19 protein-coding genes are annotated in these 23,297 nt (G+C 31.8%); 13 read left to right on the top strand and 6 right to left on the bottom strand.

Annotated elements, in window-relative coordinates:
* Nucleotides 1–85: 85 nt before the first annotated feature.
* Nucleotides 86–1,423: an aspartate aminotransferase family protein gene (locus D9V42_RS03960; RefSeq protein WP_122063241.1), complete on the bottom strand. Its 1,338-nt coding sequence runs from the start codon at nucleotides 1,421–1,423 to the stop codon at nucleotides 86–88.
* A 518-nt stretch (nucleotides 1,424–1,941) separates the two neighbouring features.
* Here D9V42_RS03960 and D9V42_RS03955 point away from each other — a divergent pair.
* The 7 genes from D9V42_RS03955 to D9V42_RS03925 all read left to right on the top strand — a co-directional run bounded on the left by D9V42_RS03955 (nucleotide 1,942) and on the right by D9V42_RS03925 (nucleotide 10,576).
* On the top strand, nucleotides 1,942–2,658 hold the full coding sequence (locus tag D9V42_RS03955) for a D-ribitol-5-phosphate cytidylyltransferase (RefSeq protein WP_122063239.1): 717 nt from the start codon (nucleotides 1,942–1,944) through the stop codon (nucleotides 2,656–2,658).
* A complete protein-coding gene (locus tag D9V42_RS03950; RefSeq protein WP_069795854.1) occupies nucleotides 2,651–3,679 on the top strand; it encodes an alcohol dehydrogenase catalytic domain-containing protein in 1,029 nt (342 codons plus the stop codon). Before D9V42_RS03955 ends, D9V42_RS03950 begins: the two co-directional genes overlap by 8 nt.
* 74 nt (nucleotides 3,680–3,753) lie before the next feature.
* Nucleotides 3,754–5,442, top strand: a complete 1,689-nt coding sequence (gene tarL, locus D9V42_RS03945) for a teichoic acid ribitol-phosphate polymerase TarL (RefSeq protein ID WP_122063237.1) — start codon at nucleotides 3,754–3,756, stop codon at nucleotides 5,440–5,442.
* Nucleotides 5,443–5,590: 148 nt separating this feature from the next.
* Nucleotides 5,591–7,315 carry a glycosyltransferase family 2 protein gene (locus D9V42_RS03940; protein ID WP_122063235.1) on the top strand — a complete coding sequence of 575 codons (1,725 nt, stop codon included), beginning with the start codon at nucleotides 5,591–5,593 and terminating at the stop codon, nucleotides 7,313–7,315.
* A gap of 488 nt (nucleotides 7,316–7,803) precedes the next feature.
* Nucleotides 7,804–8,388 (top strand): MptD family putative ECF transporter S component, encoded by a 585-nt coding sequence (locus D9V42_RS03935; protein ID WP_042362018.1) that lies wholly within the window; start codon nucleotides 7,804–7,806, stop codon nucleotides 8,386–8,388.
* A gap of 1 nt (nucleotide 8,389) precedes the next feature.
* Nucleotides 8,390–9,109 (top strand): energy-coupling factor transporter transmembrane component T, encoded by a 720-nt coding sequence (locus D9V42_RS03930; protein ID WP_107555227.1) that lies wholly within the window; start codon nucleotides 8,390–8,392, stop codon nucleotides 9,107–9,109.
* A 9-nt stretch (nucleotides 9,110–9,118) separates the two neighbouring features.
* A complete protein-coding gene (locus tag D9V42_RS03925; protein WP_122063233.1) occupies nucleotides 9,119–10,576 on the top strand; it encodes an ABC transporter ATP-binding protein in 1,458 nt (485 codons plus the stop codon).
* Nucleotides 10,577–10,652: 76 nt separating this feature from the next.
* On the opposite strand, the gene D9V42_RS03920 is transcribed toward D9V42_RS03925, so the two are convergent.
* Nucleotides 10,653–12,737, bottom strand: a complete 2,085-nt coding sequence (locus D9V42_RS03920; protein WP_233665125.1) for a helix-turn-helix domain-containing protein — start codon at nucleotides 12,735–12,737, stop codon at nucleotides 10,653–10,655.
* 313 nt (nucleotides 12,738–13,050) lie between these two features.
* Here D9V42_RS03920 and D9V42_RS03915 point away from each other — a divergent pair, with 313 nt between their 5' ends.
* From D9V42_RS03915 to D9V42_RS03900, 4 genes are all read left to right on the top strand, one after another.
* Nucleotides 13,051–14,061, top strand: coding sequence for a LacI family DNA-binding transcriptional regulator (locus D9V42_RS03915; RefSeq protein ID WP_122063229.1), 1,011 nt, complete (start codon nucleotides 13,051–13,053; stop codon nucleotides 14,059–14,061).
* Nucleotides 14,062–14,143: 82 nt separating this feature from the next.
* Complete coding sequence (locus tag D9V42_RS03910; RefSeq protein ID WP_233665126.1) at nucleotides 14,144–15,439, top strand: MFS transporter; 1,296 nt, start codon at nucleotides 14,144–14,146, stop codon at nucleotides 15,437–15,439.
* Between the two features lie 16 nt (nucleotides 15,440–15,455).
* Complete coding sequence (gene xylB, locus D9V42_RS03905; protein WP_122063227.1) at nucleotides 15,456–16,943, top strand: xylulokinase; 1,488 nt, start codon at nucleotides 15,456–15,458, stop codon at nucleotides 16,941–16,943.
* 19 nt (nucleotides 16,944–16,962) lie between these two features.
* A complete protein-coding gene (locus tag D9V42_RS03900) occupies nucleotides 16,963–18,033 on the top strand; it encodes an NAD(P)-dependent alcohol dehydrogenase (RefSeq protein WP_119615573.1) in 1,071 nt (356 codons plus the stop codon).
* A 344-nt stretch (nucleotides 18,034–18,377) separates the two neighbouring features.
* On the opposite strand, the gene D9V42_RS03895 is transcribed toward D9V42_RS03900, so the two are convergent.
* Nucleotides 18,378–18,641 carry a hypothetical protein gene (locus D9V42_RS03895; RefSeq protein ID WP_107555232.1) on the bottom strand — a complete coding sequence of 88 codons (264 nt, stop codon included), beginning with the start codon at nucleotides 18,639–18,641 and terminating at the stop codon, nucleotides 18,378–18,380.
* 270 nt (nucleotides 18,642–18,911) lie between these two features.
* On the opposite strand from D9V42_RS03895, the gene D9V42_RS03890 reads away from it, so the two are divergent.
* Nucleotides 18,912–19,589 (top strand): haloacid dehalogenase type II, encoded by a 678-nt coding sequence (locus tag D9V42_RS03890; RefSeq protein ID WP_107555233.1) that lies wholly within the window; start codon nucleotides 18,912–18,914, stop codon nucleotides 19,587–19,589.
* A gap of 162 nt (nucleotides 19,590–19,751) precedes the next feature.
* Here D9V42_RS03890 and D9V42_RS03885 read toward each other — a convergent pair whose 3' ends face one another.
* Nucleotides 19,752–20,921, bottom strand: a complete 1,170-nt coding sequence (locus tag D9V42_RS03885) for an ArgE/DapE family deacylase (RefSeq protein ID WP_122063225.1) — start codon at nucleotides 20,919–20,921, stop codon at nucleotides 19,752–19,754.
* 191 nt (nucleotides 20,922–21,112) lie between these two features.
* On the bottom strand, nucleotides 21,113–21,613 hold the full coding sequence (locus D9V42_RS03880; protein ID WP_107555235.1) for a GNAT family N-acetyltransferase: 501 nt from the start codon (nucleotides 21,611–21,613) through the stop codon (nucleotides 21,113–21,115).
* Nucleotides 21,614–21,817: 204 nt separating this feature from the next.
* Between D9V42_RS03880 and srtA the strand changes: the two genes are divergently transcribed.
* Nucleotides 21,818–22,417, top strand: coding sequence for a class A sortase SrtA (gene srtA / locus D9V42_RS03875; protein ID WP_122063223.1), 600 nt, complete (start codon nucleotides 21,818–21,820; stop codon nucleotides 22,415–22,417).
* A 55-nt stretch (nucleotides 22,418–22,472) separates the two neighbouring features.
* Here the strand turns inward: srtA and D9V42_RS03870 are convergent, their stop codons facing one another.
* The gene (locus tag D9V42_RS03870) at nucleotides 22,473–23,141 is read right to left on the bottom strand and encodes an N-acetylmannosamine-6-phosphate 2-epimerase (protein ID WP_122063221.1); all 669 of its coding nucleotides are present in this window, start codon (nucleotides 23,139–23,141) and stop codon (nucleotides 22,473–22,475) included.
* Nucleotides 23,142–23,297 lie beyond the last annotated feature (156 nt).

The raw sequence follows: 23,297 nt of genomic DNA, 5'->3' as shown, positions 1-23,297 counted from the left end.
TATACCATCAACAACAAAAGAAAACGGATAGATATCAGTTTGAGATATCTACCCGTTTTTTTACTAAATGCTTAGGTAAGTTGTATTACCAACCTTGGCCTGCTATATCATAGTTTGCTAATTGTCCTGTTTCAAAGTCTTGAATTGCAGCTTCTAACACATTTAAAGCAGTGTCTAACTGATCATAAGTTATGACTAATGGTGGTTGGAAACGCAGTACATTTCCAGCAACAGCAATGATAACGACACCATTGTCAAAACAACGATTACAAATCTTTAAAGCTGCTTCGGGATCGCGTATTTTTTTAATTTTATCTGACACGATATCGATACCAATAGAGAGACCTTTACCTCTGACATTTCCGACAGATTTATATTTTTCAGGCCATTGATTTAGACGTTCACGAACGTAATTTCCTTTATCAGTACTAGCCTGTAATAGTCCTTGATCTTTAATCATAGCAATTGTAGCTAATGCAGCTTCACAACTTACTGGATTAGCCCCCGTAGTAAATAAATGAGCAGGGGCGTCTAAATAGTCCATGATTTCTGACCGCCCAACAATGGCAGACATTGGTAGACCGCCTGCCAATGATTTACCAAATGTAATAAGGTCAGGTTCGATATTATAATGTGATACGGAGCTCCAACAACCTGTTCGTCCTAAGCCTTGTTGGATATCGTCCACAGCTAATAATATACCGTGTGTTTGGCATAAGTCTTGTAAGGCTTCAAAGTAACCGTCTACGGGTTCAAGTAAGCCGCCATCACCTTGGATAGTTTCAATCATGATACAAGCTACTTCGTCGGCTGGTACGTACTTTTCGAACATTTCTTTAAGAGGAGCAAGATATTCTTCAACTGTATTTGGACTTTGATGCTCAAACATACCTCGATAATTATCTGGAAAAGGAATGTGATAGAAACCTGGGAGCATTGGACCGTAATGTTTCCGCATATTTAAACTAATTGCAGACATAGAAAGTGATCCATATGTAGATCCATGATAAGCATTGATAAAACTAATAATATAAGGTCTTCCAGTATATGCGCGAGCTAATTTAACGATACCGTCATTTGCATCTGATCCTGAAAGTCCGAAAAGTGCACGTTTCTCATATGAACCTGGTGCAATTTCACATATTTTTTTAGCTAATTTGACTAAAGGCTCATGATACATGTATGCAGGCGTGTAATGTATGAATTGATCAACTTGTGCTTTGATAGCATCCGTAACCTGTTTAGGTGCATGACCAACATTTTGAGAACTTGCACTAGATAGCAGGTCAATATATGTTTTACCTTCAACGTCTACTAGCGTTGCGCCATAGCCATGTGAGATAGCTAATGGATAATATTTAATTCTTCCTGGCTTAGCAAAGTATTTACTATCTTCGTTAATAAGCTGTTCTGATTTGTTCATAATTGATGCGCCTCCCTTAATTTTGCGTAGGATGTGTCGATATGTATAAAGTCAATGTGAGCTATGTATCGTCTGTGTATACACACCCTAAAAATTGTAAAAGTAGTGTTTATATTCATGGTGAAAAATCACGTTAAGCAATAGCTAATAAGTCGAATATACTAAGAAAATTTAGAATTGTAAATATATTCTGAAAAATTAAAGTTGAATAACGCCTTTTTAGTGTAAAATAACTATTATATTATATGGAGGTACTCAATTTTAATTAATTGTAAGTTAAATTTTATAATAATATATATTAAACTAGGTAATATGATGCTATTAAAAATATAAAAACAGTTATAAGTAGAAATGAACGATAAAAATTGGTATATTGTGCTTAAGAAATAATGTTTATATCTATAACATAAAAAGGTTAACCTTTAAAATATTTATCGAATGGTGAAAAGCTAAAAATATTAAAAGTTAAAATTAAAAAGTAAATTATAAGATTTAAAGGTATACAGGAGGAAAAACACATGATATATGCTGGTATATTAGCAGGGGGCATCGGTTCTAGAATGGGAAACGTGCCACTGCCAAAACAATTTTTAGATTTAGATGGTAAACCTATATTAGTTCATACGGTTGAAAAATTCTTGCTTACAAATGAATTTGACAAAATATTTATTGCGACACCACAAAAGTGGATTTCGCATACGAAGGATACGTTGCGTAAACATCAAATTAATGATGATAGAATTGAAGTGGTACAAGGTGGTTCAGATCGCAATGAAACGATTATGAATATTATAAATGAAGCTGAAAAAGCACACTCAATTACTGATGAGGATGTAATCGTTACACATGATGCGGTTAGACCATTTTTAACGCACCGAATCATCAAAGAAAATATTGAAAGTGTATTAGCACATGGTGCTGTCGATACTGTAATACCTGCAACTGACACTATTATCACTTCAAGTGATGGAGAGCAAATACAGTCTATCCCAGTTAGAAGTGAAATGTATCAAGGCCAAACACCACAATCATTTAATGTGAATTTATTGAGAAATAGCTATAATGCATTATCACAAGAAGAGAAAGAAATAATGACAGATGCCTGTAAAATTCTTGTGGTAGCTAATAAAAAAGTAAAATTAGTGATGGGAGAACTATATAACATTAAAATTACGACGCCTTATGATTTAAAAGTGGCGAATTCCATCATCAAAGGTGGGGTGTTGAGTGATTAACCAAGTTTATCAACTGGTAGCACCTAGACAATTCGAAGTAACATACAATAATGAAAATATTAAAAGTGATAAAGTTGTTGTAAGACCATTATATTTATCAATTTGTGCAGCAGACCAAAGATATTATACTGGTAGTAGAAATGAACAAGTATTGGAGAAAAAATTACCGATGTCTTTAGTTCATGAAGGTGTCGGTGAAGTTGTTTATGATAACAAAGGCATATTTAATACGGGTACAAGAGTTATTATGGTACCTAATACACCTGTTGAGTCAGATGAAGTCATAGCAGAAAACTATTTACCTAGTAGTAAATTTAGATCTAGTGGTTATGATGGTTTTATGCAAGATTATGTTTTTATGGATCATGACCGTGTCGTAGAAATTGACGATAGTATCGAAGATTTAAGTACAATTGCATATTCTGAATTGGTAAGTGTGAGTTGGCATGCGCTTCAAAGGTTTGAACGTAAATCTAATGCCAATAAAAATAGTTTTGGTATTTGGGGAGATGGCAATTTAGGGTATATTACTGCAATTTTATTAAATAAACTATATCCTAATGCAGCAATTTATATCTTTGGAAAAACTGATTATAAATTAAGTCATTTCTCTTTCGCAGATGAAATATACCACATACATGAAGTACCTGAAGGAGTTACTTTTGATCATGCATTTGAGTGTGTAGGTGGGAAAGGTAGCCAGTCTGCAGTGAATCAAATCATTGATTTAATTTCACCTGAAGGCACAGTTAGTTTATTAGGTGTAAGCGAATATCCTGTTGAAGTTAACACAAGATTAGTGTTAGAGAAAGGATTAACAATGTTTGGCAGTAGTAGAAGTGGTGCGCAAGACTTTAAAGATATTGCGAAATTCTATAAAGATCATCCAGATGTTGTGGAAAAATTAGCGCTACTTAAAGGTAACGAATTTGATGTTAAAACTATTAATGATGCAGTCAATGCATTTGAAACAGATTTATCCACTTCGTGGGGCAAGACTGTCATTAAATGGACGATGTAAACTTTTAAAAATAAGCAATCAGTCATAATATTTTGAAAGCATATTATGAATAGGATAGAGAGAGGTTTTTTAAATTGAGTAAATCTAAAATAATAATTGATAATATTTATTGGGAACGTATTCAATTATTTATTTCAGGTCATGTTGAGGATATCGAATTGGACAAGAAACGTTTTGTTCTACGTAATTTAACTGAGACCAAAGAATTGAAAGCAAATGATGTAAAAATTAACGGAAATCAATTCGTAGCACGCTTTAATGTGGCTATATTAGATGACGGAAATTATCTACCTTCAGGTGAATATTTAATTGTATATAAAGGTGATTTTGATTATATAGCTAATATTAATTCATCATTATTAGAACCTAATCAATATACGTTAGAGGAAGATGAGTTAGAACAGTATCATGAGATAGCTACTCAAAATGGTAAGAATAATTTTCTATTAGAACATTTTATGTATACATTTAAAAAGGGTGGCAACTCTAATAAAACAGAGTATATTGTGAGACCAATGATATCCAGTGAAGTTAATGAGTTTGTACTAGATATCTTGTTTAAAGCTCCAACACCTAAGTCAAATCCTCTTAAACAAAAGATTGCAGATTTGAAGTTAAAGTATAATCGTTATTCGTATAATGTGCGTAATTTTGTCTTCCAAATGATATTTAATACGACAAAATTTTTCCATTTGAAAAAGGGTAATACGGTATTGTTCACATCTGATTCAAGAGCAGAAATGTCAGGGAACTTTGAATATGTTTATAATGAAATGTTACGCCAAAATTTAGACGACAAATATAAGATACATGCATTGTTTAAATCTAATATTTCGGCACGTCGTAACTTTATCGACAAATTTAAATTCCCGTATTTATTAGGTAAAGCAGATTATATATTTGTGGATGATTTTCACCCATTACTCTACACAGTAAAATTCAGAAAAAGCCAGGAAATCATTCAAGTATGGCATGCGGTTGGTGCTTTCAAAACGGTTGGTTACAGTCGAGCTGGAAAAAAAGGCGGACCATTCTTTAATTCTGTAAATCATAGAAATTATACCAAGGCCTTTGTTTCTTCAGAAACAGATATACCATTCTACGGTGAAGCCTTTGGTATTAAAGAACAAAATATAATCCCAACCGGTGTCCCTAGAACAGATATCTTATTTGATGAGGCGTATGAACAACAAGTTACAGCAGAAATGGAGACGGCACTACCGATTATTAAAGATAAGAAAGTGATTTTATTTGCGCCTACATTTAGAGGTAATGGACATCATACGGCACATTATCCATTCTTTAAAATTGATTTTGCTAGATTTGCACGATATTGTCGTGAAAATAATGCAGTAGTTTTATTTAAAATGCATCCATTTGTGAAGAATAGATTAAATATTCCTAGAGAATATGAGCAATACTTTGTGGATGTTTCTGATTTTAGAGAAGTTAATGATATTTTATTTGTTACGGATATTCTAATTAGTGATTATTCATCACTTGTTTATGAATTTGCAGTATTTAAACGACCAATGATTTTTTATGCGTTTGACCTTGAAGATTATATTACATCGCGTGATTTTTATGAGCCATATGAAACCTTTGTTCCAGGGAAAATTGTAGAGTCATTTAATGATTTAATAGCAGCGCTAGATAACGAAGACTTTGAAGTAGAGAAAGTAGAGCCATTCTTAGATAAGCACTTTAAATATCAAGATGGTCGTTCGAGTGAACGTTTAGTAAGAAACGTATTTGGAAGCTAAGAAAAACTGAAAATAAAAAATTATGATGAGCTGAAACAATAACTTATAAATTGAAGGTAAGATAACGAATATATTCATAGATTAGGTATCATTAAACTAACTATGTGTTATTAGTATTTCAGCTCATTTTTATAAGGTGGATATATCAATGAAATTTTCAATTATAGTACCAAGTTACAATTCTGAAAAGTATATAGGGGAACTATTGAACAGTTTGCAGAATCAAAAATACGATAAGAAAGATTTTGAAGTGATACTGATAGATGATTGTTCTACAGATAATACTTTGGAAGTAGTAGCGACTTATAAAAACAAAGTGAATTTAACTGTAAAACAACTTGAAGCCAATTCGGGCGGTCCTGGAAAACCTAGGAATACAGCTCTGAACTTAGCTCAAGGGGAGTATGTCTTCTTTGTAGATTCAGATGATTACATTCATCCAGATACGTTGAAAGATGTATCAAAATTTGTTGAAGGTAATCAGGCTGATGTGGTGCTTGTTAAAATGGAAGGTGTAAATGGTCGTGGTGTTCCTAAATCTATGTTTAAAGAAACTAATGATGATGTCACATTAGCTAATTCACGTATTATTTATACATTAAGTCCCACTAAGTTTTATCGTACGTCATTACTACGTGATAATCATATTGAGTTCCCAGAAGATTTACGTAGTGCAGAGGATCAACTGTTTACAATGAAAGCATACGTTAATGCAAAGAAAATCGCCGTATTGGCAGATAAACCATATTATTACGCGACTAAGCGAGAAGGGGAACATATGAGCTCGGCATATGTGTCGCCTAAAGATTTTTATAAAGTTATGGGATTAATTACAGAAGAAATTCTGAATAGCCCTTTAGACAATAGACATGATATATTAGGGTGTTTTTTAGATCGCCATTTTTCATTTTCAAGAACAAATAATTTTTCACTTAAAATAGCAGATGACAAAAAAGAAGCTTGGATGGATGCATTAGGAGACTTTATACAAAAAGTACCAAGCGAAGTAGATGATATCGTCAGAGATTCGTTGAAACCATTATTATATTACGCACGCAAAAAAGATATGAAACATTATCAAATTGTTGAAGAAAGCTTTAATAATGGCCAATTTTATAATTTTAGTGCGGAACAAGGTGTATTGAAAATTCAGTTTGATCGTGAAGAACCATACTTTATATTCAATAAATTAATGAAACCGGATATAAGAATGACACAGTTTAAATTTAATGAACAAGGCTTTGAATTGGAATTAGAATTTTTAAGTTCCATTATCAACCCAAATCATGTAGCTTCTATGATACAACTGAAGTTAGTATCACGTAATAAAAAAGAATTGATTTATATACCTTTAGCTATCAATGATCAAACACGTTTTAAATTTAATGCTTCTATGAAGGACATGATACCATATTTAATTAAAGAAAAAGTTTGGGATGCATTTTTAGAAATGCGCGTAGATAATATGAGTGTTGAAAAACGCATTGGCGGTAAACGCTTAAAGTATCTATATGGAAAAGAGACGAGTACGATTGCTTCACTGAATGACAATTATTATCGTTTTACACCATACTTCACAAAAGATTTTGACAATCTATCATTTTATGTAACTCAAAATAAATTAGACGATATGATTGAAGTTACGATAAAAGATAGTAAAACGATTCAACTTAGTAGTTTAGAATTTAACTATATTTTGTCTGAAGGTTTAACAACTGTATTACTGTCAGATACATTTACGTATGGCTATCTGACTGCTCATGAATCTAAAGAGAAAATGACTTATAATATAGCACTCAGCGATAAAATTAAAGCTAAAAATCTTAAAAAGCATGTCACTTTGGAATCACCATATTTTAATTTAAGATATTAATCAGTATAATTTAATAAAAAGCGATATAACGATAAATGCTAAGATCGTAAGTGTTTATCGTTATAGTAAGCTACCTTGTGGGTGGGAATACGAAATCAATTTTCAAATTTGGTTTCTGTCCTGCCCTTTAATTTTAATATAGCAGTGATGACTTAGAGTCAGAGCTATATTTTGCTGTACATATAAGTGTGATGTTATAGAAAGTTCAATAATCTATTGTATACTTTATAAACAATTAGAGACCTATAAACCGATGTCATTGATAATAATTTTCAATTATAGTATCTTTGAAATAAATGTATTTTTAATAGGGATATAAAGCATAAGTTAAGTTGTATATTAACATTTTAGTTTCATAATGAAATATGGCAAATGAGTTAGCTCTTGTATTCTTTTTCTAGTCACGGCATGGGATGATAAAAGAGGTTATTTAAATATAATTTTCTGAGTCATCCCAATTTTAGTTTTATGTGAAGAGGGAGTTACTGATGAAAAAAAGTAAAATAGATATTAAAGATTTAATAAATATAGGTATCTTTACGGCGATATATTTTATATTTATAGCACCACCAGGTATTTTAGGCATTATCCCAATATTTATGTTATTACTTCCTGCTATGATAGGCTTGATAGGTGGCATACCGATTATGTTACTTATTACGAAAACGCAAAAGTTTGGCGCACTATCGATTTGTGGCATTGTAGTAAGTTTGATATTAGCAATTATGGGTCATCCTTGGATGGCATTAATTTTAAGTGTACCCATTGTTATATTAGCAGACGCTATTATGGCGATAGGTCATTATAAAAGTTGGAAATTAAATGGTATGGGTTATATTATCTTCTCGTTTTGGCCAATAGGCAATTTATTACCATTTTATTTTATGAGACAGTCATATCTAGCCTTTATACAAGAGAAATACGGTTCAGGGTACGAAGCTACGGTAGCTGCATTATTTTCAATCGAGATGATTCCTGTCATAATTGTTACAACAATTATTGGAGCGCTGATAGGTGCTTATATCGCTAAAGGTATATTGAAGAAACATTTTAAGCGTGCAGGTATGATTTAGTATGAATAACAAAATAAAAAATCAAAGTCATATATTTAATTTAGATCCTAGAGTGAAGCTAGGAGTCATGATAATTGTTTCACTTATTTCATTAACTGGTGGTGTAACGGGAAATGAAATTTTCTTAAGACTACTTGTAATGTTAATACCATCTTTATTGATTCTACTCATTGGTAAACATCTGCTTGGATGGCTATGCATCATTGTTACAATTAGCGCATGGTATGGCGAAGCGTTTGTTACATTTAATCAAAGTCAGTTAGCTACTTTACTCATCTTTGTTCCTTCAGGCGTGATTACACGTTTTTTACCTTCACTCGTAATGGGTTATTACCTTTTTAAGACAACTCAAGTTGAAGAGCTTATTGAGGGTTTAGAAAGTCTTAAAATACCAAGAAAAATTACGATTCCTCTGGCTGTAATGTTTAGATTTTTACCAACGATTCAGTCAGAATCAGCGTCGATTAAAGATGCAATGAAGATGAGAGGTATTTCATTGCGTTTTGCGTTTAAAAAACCACTGCAGTATTTCGAATACCGTGTTGTTCCGTTGTTAAATAGCGTCGTAAAAATTGGGAATGAATTGACTATTGCATCGATTACACGTGGTTTGAATTTAACACATAAAAGAACATCTATTATAATGCTAAAAATGCGTTGGATAGATTGGTTATTTATCAGCATGTTACTGATTTTATGTGTAACTTATTATATAGTGTGAGGTTAAAATATGATTCGAATTGAGGATATGTCGTTTAATTATGAAAACGGAGAAAAGGTGCTAAATAATATTAATCTTACTATTAATAGGGGTGAGGTTATTTGTTTAACAGGGGCATCAGGATGTGGAAAAACTACAGTGACACGCATTCTAAATGGTACTGTACCGCATCTATATCATGGTAATATTGAGGGGACTGTTCAAGTCAATGGAAAGGATATACGTCAGCAATCGATTTATGAGATTTCCAAGATAAGTGGCTCAGTTTTTCAAAATCCTCGTTCACAATTTTTTTGCTTAAATACAACGAGTGAGTTAGCATTTGAACCGGAAAACTACGGTGTTAATCCACAACGTATCGTAGCTAATATTAACCATAGTTCCGAAGTACTGAAGATGAACCATTTATTAGATAGAGATATATTTAACCTGTCCGGTGGAGAGAAACAACTTATCGCTTGTACTGCAATACAAGTAAGTGGACACGAAATTATCATTTTAGATGAGCCTTCATCTAACTTGGACTTTACTACAATTACTAAATTACGTCAGTTGTTGGAGCAGTGGAAAAGTGAAGGTAAAACAATTATCATTGCTGAACATCGTTTGCATTACTTGATAGATGTCGTCGACCGTTTTGTAGTGATGAAATATGGTGAGATTAGCGAAATTTACGACAATGGCTCATTCAATGCATTAACGCATGACAATTTAACGCTTTTAGGATTAAGATCGATACATTTAGATGATATGAAACCTAAAGATTTAAATTACAACAATAGTGAAGAAAAATTAACATTGCATAATTTTATTTTTAATTATAAAGCCAAGGAACCATATGCACTTAATATTCCTAAAGTCGAACTACCACAAGGCAAAGTAACAGCTATTATAGGCTCTAACGGTTCCGGGAAATCGACGTTTGCTCGATGTCTAACCGGTGTAGAACGTAAATTTAAAGGACATATCGATATAAATAATAAGATATTAAAACGCAATCAAAGGTTAGATCATGTATATATGGTTTTTCAAGATGTGAATAATCAATTATTTGCTGAAAGTGTTGCTGAGGAACTACGTTTAAGTAATAATAAATTAAATGATGCATCAGTTCAATCACGCTTACAACAGTATGGCATATCAGACCATGTTGACCGGCACCCGTTGTCACTTTCAGGCGGAGAAAAGCAGCGCTTAGCTATTGCTAGTGCTGTAGAAACTAAACGAGAGGTTCTTATTTTTGATGAACCCTCTAGTGGATTAGATGGTCAACGTATGCGTGAAATAAGTGGAATCCTCAATCGTTTAGCTAATCAAGGGCACACAGTATTAGTTATTACACATGATTATGAATTATTGATGGCATGTGCTGATGAAGTATTACATCTTGAAAAGGGATGTATTAAAGATCAATATCAAATGGATAATGAATATTTAAACAAGTTACAGAACTTTTTTGAAATTTAAATACTACAGTAATTGTTCAAATTAAAAATAAGGCTAAAAACAAATGGTGAATTTGTTTTTGGCCTTATTTTATTTATTAACTCATGGCGATCATAATATATTGAATAGATGATTGAGATAGTTTATAAATCAAAGGTTCTTTATAGTAATGTAAAGTCAATTTCGATAATGGATAATTAGCGCTATTGATTTGTTCTATACAGCTTAAATCAAAAAGTTTCTGATCTATATTTGAAGGTATCAAATTTGTAATCATTCCATGATCTTTATTTAAAAGTCTTGAGAACACTGGAAATGATTTGATGAAATGATGATTTACTTTAACGATACAAGATGTTTTTTCTAAGTTACTAAATAATAAAATATGATAATGGCAATTTGTTTTACATATAATTGCGCTAGGAAGTAAGGCGACTTGTTGTTTGAAAAAAACCTTTAAAAAGCTATAAATATGAACAATAGGCATCGGACAATGAAATTTATTAAACAGCATAATTCTATCATTATCGTCGGTATAGTAAGGGTAACCCAAACCACAGATACTTTGATTTAATTCAACTAAAAAACGCGTTAATAAAATGTGTGTCTGTTGGCTAGATGTGTTGTAGTAATCTTGTAAGGATTTATGAGTCAAATGAGTTAAAATTAATTTGTTTGCATGCTCAATACCTAATTGGCTAATAAATATTAAAAGTACTTGTTTTAAATTATAGTTTTTTTGTGACTTTACTACCTTAGGTGCCATTAATCTATAAAATCTATTCAAATCTAAATCAATATAGTAAAAATCCGATTTAATTGAAGTGATATGATGTAGCATTTGAGGTAAAGTATTTTTACTTTTAATTATGCAATCAATCGTCGTACCAATTTTAATAAGTGGGTACTTGAGATGGACTTTTTCAATAAAATTTGAAAGCTCATTAAAGGCATTATAAGAAAACTCGAATTGTAATGTTATTTGAGCTGAATCAGTGGCTAATTCAGCTAGTAATTTAGCCACTGAAAATTTTTGGGTTTGACGTAAAGATAGGTTAGTTATTTTAATAGTCAACTGATGACCCTTTAGCATTAACTGTTTAATTGTATGTATGATTTGTTGAGCACTTAATGCATTTAATTGCTTCAAATGAGTATCTAATACACAAAAGTTTATTTTTGAAAACATCGTCGTAGGATCATTGCCCACTATATGAGATTCATAAAAATGATTCAAGGTATATATATCATCTAATTGAATAAGCGTAGTCATGGGTTTGAAGCAATTATTAAACGACAGTTTTGAAAGGTTTAATGAATAATCAGAGTTATTTGTGTGCATAGTTGGTTGTTGGATTTTATTCAAATAAGTCTTTGAAGTTACGTTATTCGAAACTAATTTATATGGCGATTTATAATGACCCTTTTTAAATAAAAAAATATACTTTTTAGGTGGCATATGGATGTAATACTTAAAATGTTTAGAATAAGTTGTTACATTCAAAAATCGATATTTAATAGCGACTTCATAGATACTTTTATTATCTTGAATAAGGTCATATAGGGATAAAGCAATTCTTAATGAAGTCGTATAATGTTTAAAATTTATGTTGATATTGCTAGAAAATAGTATGGATATATACGACTGTGAAATATAAAACGTTTGAGATAAATGCTTTGTGTTTAATGTCTCGCATATATTTTCGTGAATGTATTTCGTAATACGACCTACTAATGGGTGTTTAGTATTTAAATAAGGTATGTAGATGTTATTTAACATTACCCGCGCTTCTCTTAATAAGAATTCAATAATACTAGATATATACATATTCATACTGAACTCATCTTGGATGGGCTGGTGTATACTTTCTACAACTAAGTTCCTAAATTGTTCTACAAATTGAATACGGTTAAAATCGAAATATGATTTTGAAATATTAGTATCTTTTTCAATAAAAAGTGGTAAAGGGATTTTTAACTCTAATAGCTCTTGAACATCTAACATTTGATATAAATCTGCATTATTAACAATTATGCCATCAGTGACTGAAATAGTTGTTCCATTTAAATTGATCTTGCAGGGTTTATTTAATGGGAGCAGTATAACAATTTCATTGATGCATCTTGTTAATTCAGATGTATAATGATTCCTAATAGATAGCGTACTAATCAAAAATATCACCTTTATCTAGATATGAGTCTTTTACCTTGTAGTAGTATGCCTATTGTACAACTCTGCGCTATAAAAAGGGCATGGATTAAAAGGTATTAATAAAATGATAGGTTAAAGTAATAAAATGCAGTTGAAGTATAGAATTAACTGGATGTAGATCATTAAAATATAAATGAAGCTGTTTTTTTATTTACTAAATTCCCAAAATAGAGATAGTTAATTGAAGTTATGATAGCGTTTGCAAAAAATGCAAAGAGAATCTATAATGTATTTATTGACTTGGATTATTTCAGTTAAAACTTAAACGTTTAAGGTGGTGGAGATGGTGAGAAATAAACCAACCCTTCATGATGTGGCAAAAAGGGCAGGGGTGTCAATAGCAACTGTATCGAATGTTTTAAATTATAAAAGTACTGAGTTAAGCGATAAAACAAAAGAAAAAGTATTGGGAGCTATAGATGATCTAAATTACGAACCAAATCAATTTGCGAGAAGTTTAAAAACAGGACAATCTAATATGATTGCTTTTATAGTACCCGATCAAAATCCTTTTTTTACAGAATTACTTACTGAGATAAGTGATGAATGTCAAAAACATCAGTTACATGTGGCAGTGGTTTCATCTGAAGAAAATGAGGATAAGCAGAAAGCGTTGATTGAAAGTTTTATAGCTCAAAATGTAAGCGCTATTATTTTAGTTCCTGTTAACTCCAAGTTCAAATTGAAAAAAGAATGGTTGAATACCCCAATCATGACACTAGACAGAGAGTTAGAATCAATGCAATTGTCTTCTATAACAGTTAATAATGAAGAAGCGGCTTATACAGCAACTCAAAGATTAATAAGTAGTAAGTCTACAGACATCGGTTTATTACTTGCCAATCCAAACATTAGCACAACAACAGAGAGAAGGCAGGGATATGCACGCGCGTTATCGGACAATCACATCGAGGTTAATCACAATCTCATTTTCTATAGTGACCAACAGTTAGGGACAGATGCTCAAATCAAAAGTGGTTATGAAGCTACGAAAACTTTAATAGGTGAAAATATAAAGGCAATTGTTGCAACAAATCATTTGTTATTACTTGGAGCTTTACAAGCTATTAAAGAAGGTGGAAAAGTAATAACAAAAGATGTGATTATTGTTGGTTTTGATGATAGTTATTGGAATGAGATTTATGCTCCTAAATTAACAGTTGTATCTCAACCAGTTAAAACAATGGGGAAGGAAGCAGGTAAGATGATATATAGAATGATTAGAGGAGAAAAAAATGAATCAATAAAACTTTCTACGAAATTAGTCATTCGTGAGTCATGCGAGTTCAGGTAATTTTAAAGTCTGCAATTTGAGTTGTTTTTTCTATAACTTAAACGTTTAAGTTATGAATTTATTAACTAAAGGGGGAAATAAATTGAATACTGCAATAAGTAATATCAATAATCAAAAGACATGGATGGGAATACCTAAAATTATATTTGGAGCGTTGATTGCCATTTTTATATTTATGACTGGAGATGGTATTGAACAAGCTTTTTTATCGAAAAATATCGTTGATTTAGGATTTTCTGGTGGACAAGCATCCATGGTATTTACTGTTTATGGCGTTATGGTAGTAGTAGGATCATGGTTAGCTGCTGTATTATCTGATGTTTATGGACCAAGAAAAGTAATGCTATTAGGGACTGTAATATGGTTAGTTTTTCATATATTATTTTTAGTTTTTGGTATGGGAATGGAAAACTACAATATGATGTTAGTAATGTATGGTATTAGAGGTTTAGGTTATCCCTTATTCCTATATGGATTTTTAGTATGGGTAACATATATTACTGATAAATCTCGTTTAGCAACAGCTATTGGTTGGTTCTGGGCAATGTTTTCTGTAGGTATGGGGGTTATAGGTACATATTTACCTAGTTTTACAATTCCACAGATTGGATTTATGGGAACATTGTGGTTATCTGTTATATGGATATTTATTGGTGGGTTATTAGCATTTTATATTGTAGGTAAGAGAAATGTTAAACCTAATGCTGAAAAAGCAGTTAAAGAAAGATATATAAAAGTATTAAAGGAAGTTGCAATCGTTTATAAAAATCCTGAAATTATAAAAGTGTTCATTGTGAGGGTAATAAATCAATTGTCATTATTTGGTTTAGTAGTTATATTTCCTGTTATGTTCACAGATAAGATTGGTTTTACAATGCAACAATGGTTATGGACATGGGGAGCAATGCATGTAACTTGTATTATTGGTGATGTGGTTTGGGGTATTATCGCAGATAAAATTGGCTGGAAACGTCAAGTCATGTTATTTGGTTGTATTGGATGTGGCATAACGACACTCCTTTTCTATTATTTACCTATATTAAGCGGAGATGTATTTGCAATAGCGATTTTATGTGCAATATTATTTGGAATAACTCAATCGGCCTTTGTTCCAATTTTCGCTATTTTTACTGCTTTAGAACCAGAACATATTGGTGCAACACTCTCATCACATAATTTAGCAGCTGGTTTAAGTAACTTTGTAGCTCCAGCTTTAGCAACCTTATTCTTACCTATATTTAATGAAGTAGGTGTTGTTTGGGCATTTGCTATTTGCTATTTCATAGGTGCTATAATAACTTATTTCATAAAAGTATATCAACCCGGTATTGATGAAGAAAAAACAACTGAATTAAATAGTCAACTTCAAAAATTATAAGAAAGGAATGATTGTAATGGAGGAAGTTGTATTAGGTGTAGATTTAGGTACAAGCGCAATTAAGACACTAGCAGTAAATAAACAAGGACAAGTTATTAGTCAAACAAGTGTTACATTACCATTAATACAACTACAATCAGGCTTTAATGAACAAGACCCTAGAAATTGGGTTGAGTCGGTAAAAGAAAGTATAAAAATACTGATTAAACAGGAAGCTATGTATGATAAAGAAATAAAGGGGTTGTCATTTTCAGGTCAAATGCATGGTCTGGTAGCTTTAGATAAAGAGTTGAAACCACTAAGAAATGCTATCCTTTGGAATGACACTAGAACAACTAAACAATGTCGAGAAATCAAAGAAAAATATGGAGGAATACTATTAGGTAATCCTATACTGGAAGGATTTACGTTACCTAAATTATTATGGATGAAAGAGAATGAACCAGAAAATTGGCGTCGATTAGAAGTGTTTTTATTACCAAAGGATTATGTGAGATATGAACTCACTGGTGATGTAGCAATGGAATACAGTGATGCTGCAGGTACCTTATTGTTAAATCCTGATACTCAGGACTGGGATAAATCAGTGGGAGAAACATTAGAATTGGGAAACATATTTCCTCGTCTCGTGGCGTCACACGAATTTGTTGGTTATCTTAAATCAGAAATCAAAAAAGAACTAAATTTGAATAGTGATATTGCGATATTTGCAGGAGGAGCTGATAATGCTTGTGGTGCATTAGGAGCAGGCGTTATCAATGATGCCGAAACACTATGTAGTATTGGAACATCGGGAGTGATATTGACATGTACAAATCATAATGATAGTGCGTCGTCAGGTCATAATATTCATTTCTTTAATCATGCGCAACCCAATATGTCCTATGAGATGGGAGTAACATTAAGTGCTGGTGCTAGTTTAAATTGGTTAAAGCATACCTTCTTTAAAGATGAGACTTTTGAAAATGTAGTTGAGCAAGCTGATCAATCACAAATAGGTGCTAATGGTTTGCTGTTTGCACCATATTTACAAGGAGAACGCACGCCACACGGTGATGCTTTTATTAGAGGAAGCTTTATAGGTATTAATAATAATACGCAAAAATATGATTTTGTACGTGCTGTCATTGAAGGTATTACGTATTCACTCTACGAATCCTATAAATTTATGATACAAGATGGTTGTCATGAAAGACAAATAGTCTCTATAGGAGGTGGAGCAAAAAGTAGATTTTGGTTACAACTTCAAGCAGATGTTTTTAATGCAAATATTATGACATTAAAATATGAGGAAGGTCCGGGAATGGGGGCGGCAATGTTAGCTGCATATGGTATGAAATGGTTTAACACGATGAAAGATTGTGCTGACTTATTTATTTCATATGGTGAAACATACAAACCTAATCTAGAAAACCATAAAAAGTATGAACAGTATTTTAAAATCTATCAACAAATCTATCAACAAACGGAAACGTTAACACAGCAGTTGTTAAATATAAAATAGAAAGTAAAGGAGTTTTAATATGACAAAGAACATTCCAGAAACAATGAATATATCAATATTGAATAAACCATTTGATATGGAACTTAAAGAAGTTACGGTACCTCAGTTAGGAGAAAATGACGTTTTAGTGAAAGTTATGGCAGTCGGTGTATGTGGTTCAGATGTTCATTATTATGAACATGGTAGAGTCGGTGAATTTATAGTAGAAAAACCGTTGATTTTAGGACACGAATGTTCTGGAATTGTAGCGGATGTAGGCTCAGATGTAACTAAATTTAAAGTCGGTGATAGAGTAGCAATTGAGCCTGGTGTACCTTGTGGTGAGTGTGAATACTGTAAATCTGGTAAATATAATTTATGTCCAGATGTTGAATTTTTAGCAACACCTCCTATTGATGGTGCTTTTAGTCAATATATTAAGCATCCAGAAGGATTCTTATTCCATATACCAGAAGATTTATCTTATGAAGAAGCCACTTTAAATGAACCATTTTCAGTGGGCGTCCAAGCTTGTAAAAGAGCCAACGTTCAACCAGGATCAACCGTGGTAATAATGGGTATGGGGCCAGTTGGATTAATGGCAGTTGTAGCAGCAAAAGCATTTGGTGCTACAAAGATTATAGTTTCGGATCTTGAACAAATACGTTTAGATGAAGCCTTAAAATTAGGTGCAACACACGCCATTAATATAAAAAATGAAGATGTCACAATGCGGATTAATGAAATCACTCAAGAAAAAGGGGCAGACTATGCATTTGAAACGGCTGGCAACCCTATTGCACTTCAAAATGCATTATCCTCTCTAAATAATGGAGGAACATTAGCGATAGTAGGCCTTCCACAACAAGAAAATAATGAATTGAATATTCCTTTCATCGCTAATCATGAAATTAATATTGTAGGTATCTTTAGATATGCCAATACTTATAAAATGGGTCTTGAGATGTTATCATCTACAATGGCAGATTTAAATTCAATGTTTACAGATACTTACGATTTAAAAGAAGCTAAAGCTGCTATGGAACAAGCGAGAACTAATAAAAGTGGATCACTAAAAGTGTTAGTGTACCCAAATGGTAAACCAGAATAAAATATTTATATATGAATAAGATCTAAAGCTACTGCCTGAAAGTAACTTTAGATCTTATTTTTTCAAGTAGCAATAATCTACTTGATTTAGAATGTTGTGATATATCATGTCTTAAAATGGGTGCATAAAGTCTAATTCTGGGAATGGAATATAACTATGATGATAAATGGCACGTTACTACCTTATGATATATATTCGACATTCTATATTAATATTATATAAACAAAATCAAAACCTTGCAATATAAAATTAAATAGCTTTTAGACGGAAGTGGTTAAAAATAATTAAACATAATTAGATACTACTACCAATTTATTATTTAGAGACGTACTAGTCAAAGTAAGCTATCTGTTTTGTTTATAAAGATCTATAGCTTTATAGAGAAATATTAATACAGAGATAACGAAAAACAAGGTAAATAAACCGTTAAATATCTCGTTGTTAAACAGGCTAACAACTGTGGCACTACTTAGTGTATTTAAAAATAGTGAACCGGTTGTTTCGATTTCAAATAAATCAAATGAAAATAAAACTAATGTGATTAGTAACATGTAACCTACTGCAATAAGAAATAGGTTTAACAAATCAACTAAAAATAATTTTCTCATCACAACCAGCCTCCTCCCTTACTTTTCTATATCCCAATTAGAAAGAATTAATCTTAAGTTAGTGTATTTTTACAGTTAATTTATAAATAGTCTAAGGATTGGTTATTTTCGTATTTTGAGTTTAGCAGACGCAAAAAGTTATAAAATAAATGTAAAAGATAAAATTAATTATTAAATATTAATTGAAATTAAGTTAAAACTGTTTCAATGTAGTCTAAACGTGCTAAAGAGTAAGTAAGTCTGATTTTTACCAAGAAAGGGAGGTTATATATGTATAAAGCTATTATTTTTGATGTTTACGGTACAATATTTGATATGGAATCGCTAAAAAACGATATGGGTCAATTCAATGAAGTAGAAGCAAAATCCATTTCGCAACTTTGGCGTAAAACCCAGTTAGAGCATATGTTTTTAAGACAAGTGATGCAAAGATATATTCCTTTTGATGAATTGACTAAAGAATCACTACGCTATGTATTAGATGTTCATGAAATTCAATACAATAGAGAAGATGTAAATCAACTCTTTGATGCATTTTTAGATTTAGACTATTTTAAAGAAATTCCAAAAGTGCTTTCGGAGTTGAATTCGAAAAACTTAGAAATTGGTGTATTATCAAACGCTAATGACAATATGCTAATGCCTTTAGTCGATAACTCTGAAATTAACAAGTATATAGATACTGTTATGAGTGTTAATGAAATAAAGCAATACAAACCTAGTCCTGCTAGCTATGCCTTAATATTGAAATATTATCAAATGACACGTGAAGATATTTTATTCGTTTCTTCAAATGCATGGGATGTTTCAGGAGCAGCTAATTTTGGTTTTGATACAGTATGGGTAAATCGTAGTAAATCACATTTTGACTATAATGGACAGTCACCAACTATGACAGTTAATAATTTAAATGAAATGGTTAAATGGCTAGAAATGAATAAAAGGTAAGACGCAAATGGTTATATAAGTACTTAAAATACAACAGACTTTTATAAAAATAGGGGCGGGAAGACGTAATCAAAATTTATGATTCGTTTTCCCGCCCCCAACAAGGCTAAGTAGATTGTAATACTAATAATGTTTCGTGTTTAATAAATTTGAACTCAAACATTATTTAGATTGATTTAGATGCTCTGTTAATAATTGAATGTACAAATCAATGAATGTAAGGTATACATCTTTATATACGTATTCATCGACTTGGTGCGCCTGTCCTGTTTCACCTGGACCATACATGACAAATGAGAAGTCTTCATCTTTGTCTTTCATTAAATAAGAAGCATCTGTAGTTGCAGTAGAAGAAGTTACTTCTAAATTTCTGTTGAAATATTCGTCGCCTAAAGATTTAGCCAATTTTAAAAATGAGTTATCGCCTGTAGTGTAAACAGGGTCACGATTAACATAAGGATTTACAGTAATGTCTCCGTTACTTTCTTTTTCAATTTTTTCTTTAATACGATTGAATAGTTCTTCGAATTTTTTATTATCAAATTGTGGAATAGTACGCATATTAAATAGCGACTCAGCGTATTCAGGAATAGAGTTAACTTGGTCTCCGCCATTTATAATTGTTGAATTCATCGTAGGAGTGCCTAATAACTCACTACTTGCATCCACTTTGTTATATTCTTTATTTAAATAATGAATGAAATCAACTAAAGGATTAATTGCATTAAAGCCTAGCTCAGGCATGGAACTATGTGACGATTTCCCTTTAGAAGTAACTTGTATGTCCATCGTACCTTTGTGTGTATAGACAATGCCATCTTGAGATGGTTCTGCAATTAATAATGCGTCTATATCGTCCATGTAGCCTTTTTCATGTAACAAGGCGGCTCCATTACTTGTGACTTCTTCACCAGCTGTAGCCATAAAGCGAATAGACCCCTGCTTCAATAGACCTGCTTCTTTAATTTCAATTAAACTAATTGCTAACGCTACAAGTCCGGATTTCATATCTGCTGAACCACGGCCGTGTAATCTTCCTTGATCATCTTCCGTTAATTTGAAAGGATCATAATGCCATTTATCGCTATCACCAGTTGTTACGACGTCCATATGTCCTGAAATGCCGACTACAGGTTTACCGTTTCCGATTTCTGCAATAAGGTTAGCACGGGAAGATTCACCATCCAACGTTAGAATGTCTGTATGAATATCATGTTTTTTAAAAAGCTGTTGCAAATAATGAGCAACATCAAGTTCTTTTTCATTTACAGACTGAATTTCAATAATATCTGATAATATTTTTACACGCTCATCTTTTGAAAACACTGCCATATAAACACTTCCTTCAAAATTAATCAATACATTATAATTAATACCACTAGGTCTAAATAACAAAACAAATTAGCAATTTGAGCCTCAGAGAACCCAATTTTTATAAAGAAATTAGGTGTCCGCTACCGTTGCTAATTTTAGTTATCGTTTATAGGCGTATTGATTTTTGAAAAATATGTTTTAGTTATATATTATTTATCAAATTTATTTAAATCTAATTGATAAAATGCAAGATCTAGCCATTTATCGAATTTATAACCTACTTGTTGAATTGTACCTGAATGTGTGAAATTGAATTTTTTATGTAAATAAATACTGTAATCATTTGTAGCATCTATACCAGCAACTAATGTTTTATAGCCACTTCTTTGTGCATGATGGATGATTTCAAGTAATAATTTCGAAGCGATGCCTTTCCCTCTGTGATACTTACTTACATAAATTGAGTGTTCAATAGAATATTGGTAAGCTGGCCAGTCCCTAAATGAACCATAAGTTGCAAAGGCAATAGCTTCGTCATGTTCCACATAAACTAAAATAGGTTCGTTATTCTTTGATTTATTTTCAAACCAAGCCTCGCGCGATTCAAGTGTTTGTGGATTGTAAGTATATACGGCTGTGGTATTTAAAATAGCATCATTGTAAATGTCTAATATATTTGGTAAATCTGATTTAACTGCTTGTCTTATCATAAAAATCCCCCCACGATCTTTTATATTATGTCATATGTTTATTTAACACTTATTTTACACAAGGTGCAATTTTTTGTTATGAAAATTAACGTGGATATATACATGCTTTTTATGATTTTATATTAATAAATATAATTAATGAATTGTGCTATACTTGATATGACTTTTTAAATATGAAATTGCTCAAAAGGAGAAACAAAAAAGATGAAGAAATGGACTAATCACTTGATTACTGTGGTAGGCATATTACTTATTTTAGCGGCGATTTACCTTTTTGCTAAACCACATATCGATGATTATTTAACAAAAAAAGATGATGCAACAAAGATAGAAACTTATGATAAAGATACTTTGAAAAATAAAAATCAAGAAGTTGAAATTCCTAAAGATAAAACGAAAATGGCTGGTTATTTATCAATACCAGATGCAGATATTAAAACGCCAGTCTATCCAGGACCTGCTACACCGGAACAACTCAATAGAGGGGTCAGTTTTGCTGAGGCTGATGAATCATTAGAAGATCAAAACATCTCGATTGCTGGCCATACCTATACAGGAGATTCAGATTATCAATTTTCAAACTTACCAGAGGCAAAAGTAGGCAGTAAAGTGTATTTTAAAACAGGAAATAAGAAAAATGAGTATAGAATTGTTAAAATCTTTGACGTAAAACCAGAAGACGTAGAAGTGCTTGAAGAACAACAATCGGCTAAACAGCAACTTACACTAATAACGTGTGACAACTATAACGAACAAACGAATCAATGGGAAGACCGTAAAATATTTATTGCTGAAGCGGTATAATAATAAAATTAAAGTAGCTGAGACATTATTGATGAATGTCTCAGCTACTTTAATTTTATGTGTTTAAAACGTCAATAAATCGTTTGGTAATATCCTTAGGGCGTGTAATGGCGCCACCAACAACAGTGCAATGTACACCTAAATCTGTTACAGTTTTAAACATTTCAGGAGTGACGACATTGCCTTCAGCTATGACTTTAGCATCGACATGTGCTATTACATCTTTTAAAAATTGGAAGTTATTTTCATATAAAACATGACCTTTTGTATATGACGTATAACCATGTAATGTAGTACCAATATAATCAAAACCAAGTTTATCAGCATTAATTGCTTCATCTAGTGTTGAAATATCTGCCATAAGTTCAATATGAGGAGCATTTTCTCTAACATAGGCTACAAGTGCTGGTAATGATTCTTTGGGACGTGTTTGTTTTGTAGCATCTAAAGCAATGACTTCACATTGACTTTCAATTAATTCATCGATTTCTTTGCTAGTTGCAGTAATGAATACATCAGAATGATCATAATATCGTTTGACGATACCAATTACTGGTAAATCAACCTCTTGCTTAATCGCAATAATATCTTCTTTAGAATTTGCTCTGATACCAACAGCGCCGCCTTCATAAGCTGCTAACGCCATTTTTGACATGATAAATGACGAGTGTAGTGGTTCATCAGGTAATGCTTGGCATGACACAATTAATCCTTGTGGTAACATAATATACACTCCATAACTTTGATAAATTTAATAAATCATTAAACTCCTTTAGATTTGTAATTTTAATATAACATTGAGAAAATAATAATCAATACATTTAATTGTTATGAAAAATATTTTCATTTATACTGAGATTATATTTATATTTGAAGGGGA

It is taken from the genome of Staphylococcus pseudoxylosus (genome assembly GCF_003697915.1).
GTDB lineage: Bacteria > Bacillota > Bacilli > Staphylococcales > Staphylococcaceae > Staphylococcus > Staphylococcus pseudoxylosus.
Note: the sequence above shows the minus strand (reverse complement) of the source record. Positions and strands in the feature narration are given on the sequence as shown.

Excerpts from the sequence above, each read along its gene's own strand:
- D9V42_RS03960 (WP_122063241.1), bottom strand. The coding sequence starts at position 1,423 with ATGAACAAATCAGAACAGCTTATTAACGAAGATAGTAAATACTTTGCT.
- D9V42_RS03955 (WP_122063239.1), top strand. The coding sequence starts at position 1,942 with ATGATATATGCTGGTATATTAGCAGGGGGCATCGGTTCTAGAATGGGA.
- D9V42_RS03940 (WP_122063235.1), top strand. The coding sequence starts at position 5,591 with ATGAAATTTTCAATTATAGTACCAAGTTACAATTCTGAAAAGTATATA.
- D9V42_RS03935 (WP_042362018.1), top strand. The coding sequence starts at position 7,804 with ATGAAAAAAAGTAAAATAGATATTAAAGATTTAATAAATATAGGTATC.
- D9V42_RS03930 (WP_107555227.1), top strand. The coding sequence starts at position 8,390 with ATGAATAACAAAATAAAAAATCAAAGTCATATATTTAATTTAGATCCT.
- D9V42_RS03925 (WP_122063233.1), top strand. The coding sequence starts at position 9,119 with ATGATTCGAATTGAGGATATGTCGTTTAATTATGAAAACGGAGAAAAG.
- D9V42_RS03915 (WP_122063229.1), top strand. The coding sequence starts at position 13,051 with ATGGTGAGAAATAAACCAACCCTTCATGATGTGGCAAAAAGGGCAGGG.
- xylB (WP_122063227.1), top strand. The coding sequence starts at position 15,456 with ATGGAGGAAGTTGTATTAGGTGTAGATTTAGGTACAAGCGCAATTAAG.
- D9V42_RS03900 (WP_119615573.1), top strand. The coding sequence starts at position 16,963 with ATGACAAAGAACATTCCAGAAACAATGAATATATCAATATTGAATAAA.
- D9V42_RS03895 (WP_107555232.1), bottom strand. The coding sequence starts at position 18,641 with ATGAGAAAATTATTTTTAGTTGATTTGTTAAACCTATTTCTTATTGCA.
- D9V42_RS03890 (WP_107555233.1), top strand. The coding sequence starts at position 18,912 with ATGTATAAAGCTATTATTTTTGATGTTTACGGTACAATATTTGATATG.
- D9V42_RS03885 (WP_122063225.1), bottom strand. The coding sequence starts at position 20,921 with ATGGCAGTGTTTTCAAAAGATGAGCGTGTAAAAATATTATCAGATATT.
- D9V42_RS03880 (WP_107555235.1), bottom strand. The coding sequence starts at position 21,613 with ATGATAAGACAAGCAGTTAAATCAGATTTACCAAATATATTAGACATT.
- srtA (WP_122063223.1), top strand. The coding sequence starts at position 21,818 with ATGAAGAAATGGACTAATCACTTGATTACTGTGGTAGGCATATTACTT.
- D9V42_RS03870 (WP_122063221.1), bottom strand. The coding sequence starts at position 23,141 with ATGTTACCACAAGGATTAATTGTGTCATGCCAAGCATTACCTGATGAA.